The organism is Rhizobium sp. P1_E1, from assembly GCF_056406015.1.
Window position 1 is genome coordinate 220,156 of the sequence record NZ_JBFUAY010000001.1, and the last position, 13,086, is coordinate 233,241.

The following is a 13,086-nucleotide window of genomic DNA, read 5'->3' on the forward strand; positions in this document are numbered from 1 at the left end:
GTCCTTTTACTCCGCCTTCGGTGCTGCGCTGGCATCCGTGACGATGGCGCCCGACTTGATGACCTGAATGATCGCACTGCCGTTGTCGCCGCTCAGGAGATAGTCGGCTGCACTTGTATCCTGCTCCTGCGCATCGGCGACTGAGCGCAGCGCGAGCGACAGCCGGTCCGCCATCTGCTGGGCGACAGCCAGAACCTTCGTTTGATCAGGGGTGAGCTCGAGTGTTGCGGTCGTGCCGACCACCGATTTCGAGCCATCGTCCTTTTCCTGGATCTGCTGGTCGATGGCGAGAACGCGGACATTGCTCAGCACGGTTTCGGTAATGAGCTTGTCGGCTTCGGTACCCTTGCGGACCATGATGACGTCGACGCGGTCGTTCGGCAGGATGAAACCACCGGCGCCGGTTGCCACCGATATCTCGGTCGCCACGGCGCGCTTGCCGGCCGGCAATAGCGAGGAAAGGATGCGGCTGCTGGAATCGGCGACCTTTTCCGGCCGGATCGGTTCGCCTTCGAAGATCGGAAGACGCACGACGGCGCCCTGCAGATCCTTGATCGCATCCGGCTTGTCGGCTTCGGTGATGAGGCCCGGGACGACGCCGCCCTGCGGCCAGGCCATCCAGTGCACCAACTTGTCGTCCAGCCTTGCGCCGACCGGCAGATTGGCGCTCGAGACGAGGATGTTGACGGTAGGCTCCTTCTCGACGACCGAGCGGACCTGGGTGACGACACCGCCACTGCCCGCCATGCGCATTGCCAGGAGGCCGGCGAGGCCGGCTGCCACCACGGCGACAGCTAGGATTATAAGGCGAGCCGGTTTCATCGATCATTCCTCAGGGCACGATATGTTCGCCCTGTAGAATGCTCAGCAATTGGTATAATTATGGTTAATGGAACGCTTACATTTTAAGTTAACGGGCATTTAAAATGCCGTTATTTCAGGCTTTCCAGCGCGGCGAGGAACAGCGGCGAGGAAGGAAAGGCCATGAAGCCGCCGATCGCGATYGCGATGCCGTAGGGGATCTTCTTGGCGTGGAGGACCGAGTTCGGCAGGGGTAGGCCGATTGCGAGGATGCTGTCTGATTGTGCTCGCACCAGCAGGATCAACAAGGTGACGAGGCCACCGATCATGGCAACGTCGGTCATCAGGAACGCAAGGGATTGATTGAGACCGAACCAGAGCGCGGTGGCGCTCAACAGCTTGGCGTCGCCGCCGCCCATCACATTGAAGGCAAATAGGGCGAAACAGGCGCTAAAGACAATGGCGGCAGCGGCAACATGCATGCCGATCGCCTCCAGGCCCAGGCCTGAGAGCGGCGCGAGTACGAGGAAAGAGGCGGTCAGGATCAGGGAAATACGGTTCGGGATCGTCATGGTGAACAGATCCGAGAAAGCCGCCATAGCGAGGCAGAGTGGCAGTATCACGAAGACAGCGTCTGCGATCATGCGTATACCCGATCATAACGAGATGCAAAAAGGCTCACGGCCGTTCAGCCTGTGAGCCCGCTCGGATAGTTCGGCCGGAGCAAATCCGGCCGGCATTGTGCGGATGCCGCTAGGCGGTCGCTGGCTCAGCCGCCACTCGCGGTGACGGAGCTGTCCATCTTGGTGCTCAGGCCGTTAAACGTATTGCCGATCTTGCCGCCGAGGCTCGTTGCGCCGGTGATGAGCGCTACGGAAATGAGGGCGGCAATCAGGCCGTATTCGATTGCGGTCGCGCCGGATTCGTCCTTCAGAAAACGGCTAAAAAGCTTGGTCATGGTAACTCCTAACTCCAGTTGATGTTCAGCACGTCCGCCAACTGTTTGCCGTTGATCGGATGACTTCAACCTAGCGAATGGCCGTTTCCATCGGCTTAAGGAAAAGAGTTAACGACATGTGAACGAGACAACAGGCCTTTGTAGAGTCAGTATTTTCTTACGCGCTTACCTCAATATTTAACAATATTCCGGGAATAATCGCTGCATTCATCCGGAAATAGCACAAATTCCGTCTCCAACCGAAGCGTGCGTCGCCCGGAGACCGTGCCAGATCGGAGCGTTACGCTTCATCCTGGAACAGCGCGGCAGACTTAAGGCTTCGTTCACCATTTTTTTCCATTCTATGTGCATATTGCGCTGTGATCGTGAAAGAGGACCAAATGTCATCGAGCGGCAAAACCATTTTCTTTGCCGGCATGATCGCCGTTTTCGGTATTTCGGGAGTTTCCGCGGCCGCAGACGATGACATGCTGCGCGTCTATATGGATCACGCGCGCGTATTGAAGCTCGACCGCCCCGTCAGCAAGGTGATCGTCGGCAATGCCAAGGTCGCCGATGCGACCGTCGCCGACGCCAAGACCATCGTGCTGACAGGACGCAGCTTCGGCACCACCAATCTGGTCCTTCTCGATGCCGACGGCAATGCGATCCTCGACGAGCGCATCCTGGTGTCGATCGACGAGGGCAATACGGTGCGCGTCTACCGACAGACCGAGCGCTCCGTGCTGTCCTGCACGCCGAACTGCGAGCAGCATGCGCAGCAAGCGGCCACCACGACCGCCTCACCCTGAGTACTATCTGGGAGCTTCCTCGACCATTCGTTAAAATCGTCGTGTCAGGTTGAAACGGAAAATCAACGAACAGACCGTAGTCTGACGAGTGGAAAATATCGCTCGGGTCCAGGCAATGACGGCAATTGATCAGCAGACGGATAAGCGGCGCGCCTTCGCCCCGTTCCGTTTCTCACGGTTTCGCGCTCTCGCCCGTTCGCGCGACGGCGCAGCGGCGATCGAATTCGCGCTGCTCGCCATTCCCTATTTCCTGGTGATTTTCGCAATCCTCGAAACTTTCGTCGCCTTCGCCGCCGAAGAACTCGTCTCCAACGGCGTTGATACGATGAGCCGCCGGATGCGAACCGGGCAGATCACCTATAATCTCGGCCGCACGACAGATATGAACCAGGCGCAATTCCGCCAGGCTTTCTGCGATGAGATCTCGATCCTGGTCCGCTGCTCGGCGAGCGAAGTCGCCACACCGAGCAAGCTCTACCTGGACGTACAGACGTTCAGTACCTTCTCGGCCATTCCGACGACGATCCCCAAGCTTTCCACCGACAAATATGCCGATATCAACACGGCGGCCTTCAAATATGCGCCGGGCGGCGCCGGCACGATCAACATGATGCGCGCCTATTACCGCTGGGAAATCATCACGGACCTGGTCCGGCCCTATATCACCACGATACGCCCCTCCGACGGTTCGATGCCGAGCCAATATCTGATCGTCGCAACCGCGGCCTTCCAGAACGAGCAGTATCCATAATGGCGTTGCGCAACCCGTTCACCAGATTGGTCCTGACGGCGCGGCGACTGGCCCGAGACCGCAAGGGCGCCGGAGCGATCGAATTCGCGATCCTCTTTCCCGTATTGATCATGCTCTATATCGGCGCTTTCGAGATTACGATCGGCCTCAGCGTCAGCAAGCGCGCGACACGCGCCGCAGGAACGGTGGCCGATCTCGTCACCCAGCAGCAATCCGTCACGAAGAGCGCGCTCGCGCAGATGCCATCGGTCGCAACGGCGATCTTCGTACCCTACAACTCGACGTCGCTAACGCTGAAGATCACCGGCATTACCATCGATGCCAGCGCCAATGCGAAGGTGCTCTGGTCCTGGGCGCAGGACGGGACGGTGCCCTATGCCAAGAACGCCACGGTGAGCAACGTGCCGTCTGATATGAAGACGGCGAACAGTTTCCTGGTCCGGACCGAGCTCAGCATCCCCTATACGATGTTCCTGTTCGCGCCGAACTTCATGCCGGACGGCATGCGCACGATCACCATCAGCCGCAGTTATTTCTACCGCCAGCGGCAAGGCGACTCGATCCCCTGCGGCGACTGCTGACGGCCTTTCCCACTTCTCGAATTTGCCAAGCCGGCCGCAGCATTATATGGCTGGATTTCAGCCGCCTCCGACATTCCAGAGGCCGGCGATCGGCTCTCTCGGGTGTAAAATGGCGCGTGCCTTTCTTTTCGTTCTGGATTCCTTCGGCGTTGGCGGAGCGCCGGATGCGTCGGCCTATGGTGACGAGGGCGCCGATACGCTCGGCCATATCGCCGAGTTCTGCGCAGCCGGCGCCGGGGACCGCGCCGGATTGCGCGAAGGGCCGCTTTCCCTGCCCAACATGTCGGAACTCGGGCTGATGCACATTGCACGGTCGGCCTCCGGCCGGTTTCCTGCCGGCATGCCCGTCCCGGAGAAGGTCTACGGCATTTATGGCGCCGCCACCGAAATCTCACGCGGCAAGGACACGCCATCGGGCCATTGGGAGATCGCGGGAACACCTGTCAATTTCGATTGGGGTTATTTCCCGATCGAGGGCGACGCCTTTCCTCAGGAATTCATCGAGGCGCTATGCAAGGAAGTCGGGGTGTCCGGCATTCTCGGCAACTGCCATGCCTCGGGAACAGAGATCATCGCCCGACTCGGCGAGGAACATATCCGCACCGGCAAGCCGATCTGCTATACCTCCTCGGATTCGGTCTTCCAGGTCGCTGCGCACGAGGTGCATTTCGGCCTCGATCGTCTGCTCGCCTTCTGCCGTTTGGCCAGGGGGCTGCTCGATCCCTACAATATCGGCCGCGTCATCGCCCGGCCCTTCATCGGCCAGTCCGTCTCTACCTTCCAGCGCACAGGAAACCGGCGCGACTTTTCTGTGCTGCCGCCGGAGCCGACGTTGCTCGACCGGCTTATCGAGCACGCCCGGCACGTGCATGCTGTGGGAAAGATCGGCGATATCTTCGCGCATCAGGGTATCTCGCGGGTCATCAAGGCGAACGGCAACGAGGCGCTGATGGATGCGTCGCTTTCGGCGATTGACGAGGCTGAGGACGGCGATCTCGTCTTCACCAATTTCGTCGATTTCGACATGATCTATGGCCATCGCCGCGACGTGCCGGGTTATGCCGCAGCCCTCGAGGCCTTCGATGCGCGCTTGCCCGAAGTCCACAAGAAACTGAAGCCCGGCGATCTCGTCGTACTCACCGCCGATCATGGCTGCGATCCGACCTGGCGCGGCACGGACCATACGCGCGAGCGCGTGCCTGTTATCGCCTATGGCCCGGGCATCCGGTCGCGTTCGATCGGCGTGCGCCGCAGCTATGCCGATATCGGCGAGAGCATCGCTCGGCATCTCGGCATCCCGACCGGGCCGCACGGAAGGAGCTTTCTGTGACATCGCATTTGAAGAAGGTCGAACTGCACTGCCATCTGGAGGGTGCGGCCCCTCCAGCTCTGACCGCGGCGCAGGCGCAGAAATATGGCGTCGACATCAGCGCTGAACTTCGCGACGGAGCCTATGTCTGGCATGATTTCGCAAGCTTCCTCGAATGTTACGACAAGGTTTCCGAGGTCTACAGGACCGAGGAGGACTATGCGCTTCTGACCGAAACCTATCTCGACGAACTCGCCGGCATCCATACCATCTACAGCGAGCTCATCGTTTCGCCCGATCACGGCAAGCGCATCGGCCTGGGGGCCGACGCCTATATTGCGGGTATCTGCGAAGGCATCCGGCGGGCTAGGGAAAAGAGCGGCATCGAGGCCCGGCTGATCGTCACCGGCGAGCGGCATTTCGGTCCGGAGAGCGTGATTGGTGCTGCCGAATATGCTGTTAAGGCCGGCAATCCTCTGATTACCGGCTTCAACCTTGCCGGCGAGGAGCGCATGGGGCGCGTCGCCGATTATGCCCGCGCCTTCGATATCGCCCGCGATGCCGGCCTCGGGCTAACCATCCATGCCGGTGAGGTTTGCGGCGCCTTCAGCGTCGCCGACGCGCTCGATGCGGTGCGCCCCTCGCGCATCGGTCATGGCGTGCGCGCCATCGAGGATCTTGACTTGGTGAAGCGGCTTGCCGATCTCGGAACTGTGCTCGAGATCTGCCCAGGCTCCAATATCGCGCTCGGGGTGTTTCCCGATTTTGCTTCCCATCCGCTGCGCCGGCTGAAGGAAGCAGGCGTGGGGGTGACGATCAGCTCGGACGATCCGCCTTTCTTCCATACATCGCTTAAGCAGGAATACGAATTTGCCGCAGGGGTTTTCGGTTTCAGCGACGCCGAGATTGACGCGATGACACGCACTGCGATCGAGGCAGCCTTCGTCGACGAGCAGACGCGCAAGGTCTTGCTCGCCCGGCTTTGAGGGTAGAGGTTGGGGAAGATCGGCGCAAATTGACCACCACTCTTGCGGTCGGGCCGATTTCCGTGAAAGAAACATTCGATAGAAAGAATGAAAGGCTTCCCCATGGACGGCGTCACGGTCATCGATCATCCGCTTGTGCAGCACAAGCTCACCATCATGCGGCGCAAGGAGACATCGACGGGAAGTTTCCGGCGTTTGCTGCGCGAAATCTCGACACTGCTCTGCTACGAGGTGACCCGCGATCTCGAACTGACAATGGAAACGATCGAGACACCGTTGCAGACGATGGAGTCGCCGATCCTCGAAGGCAAGAAGCTGGTCTTCGCCTCGATCCTGCGCGCCGGCAACGGATTGCTCGAAGGCATGCTCGATCTCGTGCCATCCGCGCGCGTCTCGCATATCGGCGTCTATCGCGACCACGAGACGCTGCAGCCGGTCGAATATTACTTCAAGGCGCCGGAGGACGTGGCCGAGCGACTGATCATCGTCGTCGACCCGATGCTTGCAACCGGCAATTCCTCGATCTCGGCAATCGACAAGCTCAAGGAGCGCGGCGCCCACAATATCCGCTTCCTCTGCCTGCTTGCCGCGCCGGAAGGCATCCGCAACTTCCGTGCGGCGCATCCCGATGTTCCGGTTTTCACCGCATCGATCGACAGTCATCTCAACGAGAAGGGCTATATCGTGCCCGGTCTCGGCGATGCCGGCGACCGCATGTACGGCACCAAGTAATTTCAGCCTTCCTTTACCAAATCGAAAGACTTTACGGCCCGGTGGTTCACTCCGGGCCTTTCGGCGTCGATATTAGCAACTTATCAGCACTTGAGGTTTAGGAGGTCTGAAGCATGAGGCCCCGCATGAAGCGGGGTTTATACAGGAAGGATTTCTGTTTCATGCTCGTGCGTACCGTCCTATTCGCCAGCATCGCCGCGGTGCTCGCCACACAGGTGCCTTCCTTCTTCGGAGGCACCAGCCAGCAGCCTGCTGACGCTCTCTCCGCCAATTATGTATCGACCGAAACCGACCAACCGGCCGCACCGGAGCCCGTCTACGGCAGCAATGCGATCCGCCTGCAGGCCGATGCACAGGGCCACTATACCGGCAGCTTCAAGATCAACGGCAAGCCGGTGCAAGGTCTGATCGATACCGGCGCCACCTATGTGGCGCTCAACGAGACGCTCGCCCGCCGACTGGGCTTCACCGCCAACCAGCTCGATTTCCGCTACGGGGTGAACACTGCGAACGGCCAGACGAAGGCCGCGCATGTGACACTCGACCGGGTCGAAATCGGCGGCATTCGCGTCCGCGATGTCGAAGCCTTCGTCCTGAGGGACGATGCGCTGACGACGACGCTGGTCGGCATTAGTTTCCTGCAGAAGCTCGCCTCCTATTCCGTCGCCGACGGTTCGCTCAGCCTCAAGCAGTAAACTGCGTCAAACAAGGCCTGCAATCACCGGCGTCGTCTCCGGCTTGTCGTCAGTAATGCGGTAGTGCATGGCAAGCGCCGCAGCCGCCCTCTCCGCCGCGGCTTCGTCAGCGGCATGAACGAGAGCGATCGGTTCGCCCGCGGTCACATGGGTGCCAAGCGGCAGGAGTTCGGAAAAGCCGACGCGATGGTCGATCCGATCCGACGGATGGCGTCTTCCGCCGCCGAGATCGATGACGCTAACGCCGATACCGCGCGCATCGCAGGCGGCAAGCCAGCCGGAACGGGCGGCCGGAACGGGTTTTTCCACAGGCGCCCTGGCCAGGTGTCGGTCGGGATTTTCGATGAGGTCGGACGGGCCGCCGAGCATCGATACCATACGCGCGAAGACTTCAGCCGCCTTTCCCGATGACAAGGCCTGACGCGCCATCCCCTCGGCTTCGTCAGGCGAAGCGGCGATGCCTGATTTCACCAGCATCTCGGCGGCGAAGGCGAGAACGACGATATCAAGCCGCGTGTCTCTTTTCCTGCCTGCCAGGAAATCCAGGCAGTTGCGCATCTCGACGGCATTGCCGGCACTATCGGCAAGCGGCTGGTTCATGTCGGTGATCAGGGCCGAGGTTTTCACGCCTGCGCCATTGGCCACCTCGACCAGCGACTGCGCCAGGATCTCCGCCTGGCCGCGGTCAGCCATGAAGGCGCCGTTGCCAACCTTGACGTCAAGCACCAGCGTCTCGAGCCCGGCCGCAAGTTTCTTCGAGAGGATAGAGGCGGTGATGAGGGGAATGGAATCGACGGTGGCGGTCACATCGCGCACGGCATAGAGCCTGCCGTCGGCGGGCGCCAAGGTGCCGGTCTGGCCGATGATGGCGCATCCCGCCTCCTTCACGACCTTGTGGAACAGGTCGGCGTCCGGAGTGATCCTATAGCCGGGAATGGATTCGAGCTTATCCAGTGTGCCGCCGGTATGGCCGAGACCGCGTCCGGAGATCATCGGAACGGCGAGGCCGCAGGCGGCGGCGATCGGCGCCAGCATCAGCGAAACATTGTCGCCGACGCCGCCGGTCGAATGTTTGTCGGCGATCGGGCGGTCGATATCGGCCCATTGCAGCCTGTCACCGGAATCGGCCATCGCCAGCGTCAAGGCCACGATTTCGGCCCGCGACATGCCCTTGAACCAGACGGCCATGGCGAATGCGCCGATCTGGCCTTCCGACAATCGACCGGCAGCGAGTGCCGCGATGAAGGACCTGATATCGGCGGCGTCGAGTTCGTCGCCATCGCGCTTACGCCGAATGATCTCCTGCGGAATCATTTCAGTAGCTCGACGCCGCAGCCGGTGCCGACTGTGTTCCACTTAGAACCGCCAGGATATCGTCGAGCAGGTCGGAAGCGCCGAAACGGAACGTCGACGGCATCGCCCAGTCCGGTGTCATGATGGTTTCGGCAAGGCTCAGATAGAGTGCGGCATCAGCCACCGAGCCGATACCGCCTGCCGGCTTGAAGCCGACCTTGCGGCCGCTTTCGCGGATAGCGCGGATCATGATATCGGCGGCTTCGAGCGTCGCGTTGACGGCGACCTTGCCAGTGGAGGTCTTGATGAAATCGGCGCCGGCTTCGATGGCGAGTTCGGCGGCACGGCGGATCAATGCCGCATCCTTCAGCTCGCCAGTCTCGATGATGACCTTCAGAAGAACGGGGCCGGCGCATTCGGCGCGCACGGCCTTGACCATGTCGGTCACCGCCTTCTCGTTGCCGGCGAGCAGCTTGCGGTAGGGAATGACCAGATCGATCTCATCGGCCCCATCGGCAATCGCCTCGCGTGCTTCAGCAGCGACATCGGCCACTTCCATATCGCCAGAGGGGAGGTTGACGACGGTCGCGATACGCACGGCATGGCCGGTGCCAAGGATATTGCGGGCCTGAGCGACGAACCGCGGCCAGATGCAGATCGCAGCACTGTTGCCGTAGGGCGTCTGCGCGCGGGCGCAGAGCGCGTCGATCTGCGCCTCGGTGCAATCATCCTTCAAATTGGTGAGGTCGAGAAGAGAAAGGGCGACAGCCGCCGTTTCCCGGTTGGAATAGCTATTCATCTTCGCTTCCTCTAGAGCATGAGGCCGAAAAGTGTGCGCGGTTTTCGGACGACATCATGCTCTAACTATATAATTTAGAACAGGATTCAGATTTTAGGCCGACCCGGCCTAAAATCATCCTGTTCTAGCCGCAATCATGTCTTTCAGTATCGCGGCGAGACGGGCGCCGCCGATGGGCGCCATGTCCTTGGTTTCTTCATGGCTAAGCTCATTGCCGGTCATGCCTGCCCCATAGTTGGTGATAACGGAGGCGGCGGCAACCCTCAGACCCAGCATTCTTGCGATGATCACCTCGGGCACCGTCGACATGCCGACGGCATCGGCGCCAAGGATGCGCGCCATGCGGATTTCTGCCGGCGTTTCAAAGCTTGGACCGGAGAACCACATATAGACACCCTGCGCCAGCTCGATTTTAAGCTTTGCCGCTGCCTTTTGCATCGCCGCGGCAAGTCCGGCGTCATAGGCATTGGTCATGCCGACGAAACGATGATCGCTTTCCTCACCGATCAGCGGGTTCATGCCGGAATAGTTGATATGGTCGGTGATCTGCATCACCGAACCGGGCGGCATGTCGTCGCGCAGCGATCCGGCGGAATTGGTCAGGATCAGCGCTTCGACGCCGAGCGCCTTCAGCACCTCGATCGGCAGGCGCATGGCGTTGGCATCGCCCTTCTCGTAATAATGCACGCGGCCGGAAAGCATGACGACAGGCACGCCGCCGAGGCGGCCGGCGACGACTTCGCCTGCATGGCCGGAGACAGCGCTGACGGGAAAGCCCGGCAGATCGCGATAGGGAACACGAACGGCGCCGTCCAGCTCACCGACGAGGGAGCCGAGACCGGAGCCGAGCACGATGCCGTGGCGCGGCTTGATGCCGCCGAGCAGTGCGGCGAGCAGGCTGACCGTCGCCTTCATCCGAGTTCAGTCTCGAAGCTGAAGGGAAGAAGCTCTTCCATAGTCATGGTCTTCTTCACGCCTGCTTCATCGCAGAGGTAGATCTTCGTCTCCTTGGAGGCGAATTCGGAGATCTTCTGGCGGCAGCCGCCGCAGGGCGGGCAGAGCGGCAGCTTCTCGGCAATGACAGCCATTTCGATGATCTTCTTCGCGCCGCCCATGATCATGGCGCTGATCGCCGTCGGCTCGGCGCACCATCCTTGCGGAAAGGAGAGGTTTTCGATGTTGGCGCCGGTATAGACCTTGCCGTCCTCGGCGCGGATCGCCGCGCCGACCGGAAATTTCGAATAGGGCGCATGGGCAAAGGCCATGGCGCCGCGGGCGGCTTCGAACAGATCGTGAGACATATCAACGCTCCTTCGTATAGGGCACGCCACCGGCCTTTGGCGGAGTCGCGACGCCGATGAAGCCAGCAAGCAGGACGCAGGTCAGGACATAGGGCAGCGCCTGGAAAACCTGAACCGGCACTTCGCCGATCAGCGGCACCTGCTTTCCCTGCATGAAATTTGCCAGCGCATCGAGGAAGCCGAAGAGCAGGCAGGCAAACATGACGGGTACAGGCTTCCACTTGGCGAAGACGAGAGCTGCGAGCGCGATGTAGCCCTTGCCGGCCGACATGTCCTTGATGAAGGCGGCGGACTGGGCGATTGCCAGATAGGTGCCGGCAAAGCCGCAGAGAATGCCGGCACACATGACGGCGCGGTAACGCAGCCAGGCGACCGAGATGCCGGCCGTATCGACCGCGCCCGGGTTTTCGCCGACGGCGCGCAGCCGCAGGCCGAAACGTGTGCGGTAAAGCACCCACCAGGAAAACGGCACGGCGAGGAACGCGAGATAGGTGAGGACATTGTTACCCGATATGACATTGGCATAGATCGGGCCGATGATCGGTATGCCACGGGCGGCATCGGCGCCCGGCAGGATGATCGGTGCGAAGCGCGACTCCGGCGACAGCTGCGGCGTGCGCCCGCCCTGGCCAAACCAGGCCTGCCCAAGCACGATGGTGATGCCGGCGATGAAGAAGTTGATCGCGACACCGGAGACGATCTGGTTGCCACGGTTGGTGATCGAGGCAAAGCCATGCACCAGGCTCAGCGCCACCGAACAGAGGATGCCGGCACAGAGCCCGAGCCAGGCCGAATCGGTGAGATAGGCAACGCAGGCGGCGGCAAAGGCCGAGCCCAGCATCTTGCCCTCAAGGCCGATATCGAAGATGCCGGCGCGCTCCGAAAACAGACCGGCAAGGGCAGTGAAGATCAGCGGGATCGACAGGCGGATGGTCGAGCTCAGAACGCTGATGAAGATGTCATAATAATCCATCGCCCGCTCCTTAACCGCGCTTGAACTGTTGGTAGAGGCGCACCATTGCCGGCCGGAACATGTATTCCAGCGCGCCTGCAAAGAGGATCACCAGACCCTGGATGACGAGGATCATCTCGCGGGTGATGTTCGGCATTTCGAAGGAAATCCAGTCACCGCCCTGGTAGAGAATACCGAAGAGGATCGCCGCCACGATGATGCCGAGCGGATGGTTGCGTCCCATCAGCGAGACGGCGATGCCGACGAAGCCGGCACCACCGACGAATTCCACCTGCAGGCGGGCCGACGAGCCCATGACGGGGTTCAGCGCCATCATGCCGGCAAGCGCTCCGGAGAGCAGCATGGCGATGATCACGGTGCGGGCATAGGGGATGCCGGCATAGGCCGCCGCCGTCGGGCTGACGCCCAGCGTGCGCATCTCGAAACCGAGCTTGGTGCGCCAGACGAGCAACCAGACGAGGTAGCTGACAACGAGCGCAATGATGAAGGAGACGTTGAACGGGGCAGCCCCCAGCTTGGCGCCGAACAGCTGCATAACCCAGCCGAGCTTCGGCAATTGGCCGCCTTCGAGGAAGGTGCGGGTTTCCGGCGCCATCTTGCCGGGCACGATCAGCACATGCACCAGGAGATACACCATCAGTGTCGCGCCGATATAATTGAACATGATCGTCGTAATGACGATGTGGCTGCCGCGTTTTGCCTGCAGGAAGGCCGGGATGAAGGCCCAGGCCGCACCAAACAGGCCGGCGCCAATGACGGCGATCGGCATCGTCACATACCATGGCACGTAACGATCGAGCGCCAGCGCCACCAGCGCGCAGCCGAGGCCGCCGACATAGGCCTGGCCTTCGGAGCCGATGTTGAAGAGGCCGGAATGGATCGCCACCGCGACGGAGAGGCCGGTGAAGATGAAGCTCGTCGCGTAATACAGCGTGAAGCCGATGCCTTCGCCATTGCCGAGCGCGCCCTGGATCAGCAGCGACAGCGCATCGAGCGGGCTTTCCCCGATTATCCAGACGACGAAGCCGGAGATCAGGAAGGCGACGACGAGGTTCAAAATCGGGATGAGGCCGTAATTGATCCAGTTTGGTAGTGGAACGGAAGCAGTGCTCATAA

Annotated in this window: 16 protein-coding genes; 7 read left to right on the top strand and 9 right to left on the bottom strand. The window is 61.0% G+C overall.

Going from position 1 to position 13,086, the window contains the following annotated elements; genetic code table 11:
- Window positions 1-6: 6 nt before the first annotated feature.
- The 3 genes from cpaB to AC1D1Z_RS01145 form a co-directional block, all read right to left on the bottom strand.
- Window positions 7-822, bottom strand: a complete 816-nt coding sequence (gene cpaB / locus AC1D1Z_RS01135) for a Flp pilus assembly protein CpaB (protein ID WP_047617516.1) — start codon at window positions 820-822, stop codon at window positions 7-9.
- 110 nt (window positions 823-932) lie between these two features.
- On the bottom strand, window positions 933-1,445 hold the full coding sequence (locus tag AC1D1Z_RS01140; protein ID WP_047617518.1) for an A24 family peptidase: 513 nt from the start codon (window positions 1,443-1,445) through the stop codon (window positions 933-935).
- 125 nt (window positions 1,446-1,570) lie between these two features.
- Window positions 1,571-1,759 carry a Flp family type IVb pilin gene (locus tag AC1D1Z_RS01145; RefSeq protein ID WP_003555874.1) on the bottom strand — a complete coding sequence of 63 codons (189 nt, stop codon included), beginning with the start codon at window positions 1,757-1,759 and terminating at the stop codon, window positions 1,571-1,573.
- 380 nt (window positions 1,760-2,139) lie between these two features.
- On the opposite strand from AC1D1Z_RS01145, the gene AC1D1Z_RS01150 reads away from it, so the two are divergent.
- The 7 genes from AC1D1Z_RS01150 (at window position 2,140) to AC1D1Z_RS01180 (ending at window position 7,604) form a co-directional block, all read left to right on the top strand.
- Window positions 2,140-2,550: a pilus assembly protein N-terminal domain-containing protein gene (locus AC1D1Z_RS01150; protein ID WP_027682168.1), complete on the top strand. Its 411-nt coding sequence runs from the start codon at window positions 2,140-2,142 to the stop codon at window positions 2,548-2,550.
- Between the two features lie 115 nt (window positions 2,551-2,665).
- On the top strand, window positions 2,666-3,301 hold the full coding sequence (locus AC1D1Z_RS01155; protein ID WP_047617523.1) for a TadE/TadG family type IV pilus assembly protein: 636 nt from the start codon (window positions 2,666-2,668) through the stop codon (window positions 3,299-3,301).
- Window positions 3,301-3,882: a TadE/TadG family type IV pilus assembly protein gene (locus AC1D1Z_RS01160; RefSeq protein WP_047617525.1), complete on the top strand. Its 582-nt coding sequence runs from the start codon at window positions 3,301-3,303 to the stop codon at window positions 3,880-3,882. Before AC1D1Z_RS01155 ends, AC1D1Z_RS01160 begins: the two co-directional genes overlap by 1 nt.
- Before the next feature lie 109 nt (window positions 3,883-3,991).
- Complete coding sequence (locus AC1D1Z_RS01165) at window positions 3,992-5,212, top strand: phosphopentomutase (RefSeq protein WP_047617527.1); 1,221 nt, start codon at window positions 3,992-3,994, stop codon at window positions 5,210-5,212.
- Window positions 5,209-6,177 (top strand): adenosine deaminase, encoded by a 969-nt coding sequence (locus AC1D1Z_RS01170; protein WP_131605411.1) that lies wholly within the window; start codon window positions 5,209-5,211, stop codon window positions 6,175-6,177. Before AC1D1Z_RS01165 ends, AC1D1Z_RS01170 begins: the two co-directional genes overlap by 4 nt.
- Before the next feature lie 102 nt (window positions 6,178-6,279).
- Complete coding sequence (gene upp, locus AC1D1Z_RS01175; RefSeq protein WP_477849250.1) at window positions 6,280-6,909, top strand: uracil phosphoribosyltransferase; 630 nt, start codon at window positions 6,280-6,282, stop codon at window positions 6,907-6,909.
- Window positions 6,910-7,034: 125 nt separating this feature from the next.
- Complete coding sequence (locus tag AC1D1Z_RS01180) at window positions 7,035-7,604, top strand: TIGR02281 family clan AA aspartic protease (RefSeq protein ID WP_047617532.1); 570 nt, start codon at window positions 7,035-7,037, stop codon at window positions 7,602-7,604.
- Between the two features lie 6 nt (window positions 7,605-7,610).
- Here the strand turns inward: AC1D1Z_RS01180 and deoA are convergent, their stop codons facing one another.
- The 6 genes from deoA to AC1D1Z_RS01210 all read right to left on the bottom strand — a co-directional run bounded on the left by deoA (window position 7,611) and on the right by AC1D1Z_RS01210 (window position 13,084).
- A complete protein-coding gene (gene deoA / locus AC1D1Z_RS01185) occupies window positions 7,611-8,918 on the bottom strand; it encodes a thymidine phosphorylase (RefSeq protein WP_047617534.1) in 1,308 nt (435 codons plus the stop codon).
- A gap of 1 nt (window position 8,919) precedes the next feature.
- On the bottom strand, window positions 8,920-9,696 hold the full coding sequence (deoC, locus tag AC1D1Z_RS01190; protein WP_018447978.1) for a deoxyribose-phosphate aldolase: 777 nt from the start codon (window positions 9,694-9,696) through the stop codon (window positions 8,920-8,922).
- 114 nt (window positions 9,697-9,810) lie between these two features.
- Entirely contained in the window at window positions 9,811-10,611 is an 801-nt protein-coding gene (locus tag AC1D1Z_RS01195; protein ID WP_018244331.1) for a purine-nucleoside phosphorylase, read from the bottom strand.
- Window positions 10,608-10,997 (bottom strand): cytidine deaminase, encoded by a 390-nt coding sequence (locus AC1D1Z_RS01200; protein WP_018244330.1) that lies wholly within the window; start codon window positions 10,995-10,997, stop codon window positions 10,608-10,610. The genes AC1D1Z_RS01195 and AC1D1Z_RS01200 overlap by 4 nt, the downstream gene beginning before the upstream one ends.
- A 1-nt stretch (window position 10,998) precedes the next feature.
- Window positions 10,999-11,970, bottom strand: a complete 972-nt coding sequence (locus AC1D1Z_RS01205) for an ABC transporter permease (RefSeq protein WP_018244329.1) — start codon at window positions 11,968-11,970, stop codon at window positions 10,999-11,001.
- A gap of 10 nt (window positions 11,971-11,980) precedes the next feature.
- Window positions 11,981-13,084 (bottom strand): ABC transporter permease, encoded by a 1,104-nt coding sequence (locus AC1D1Z_RS01210; RefSeq protein WP_131605410.1) that lies wholly within the window; start codon window positions 13,082-13,084, stop codon window positions 11,981-11,983.
- Between the last annotated feature and the right edge of the window lie 2 nt (window positions 13,085-13,086).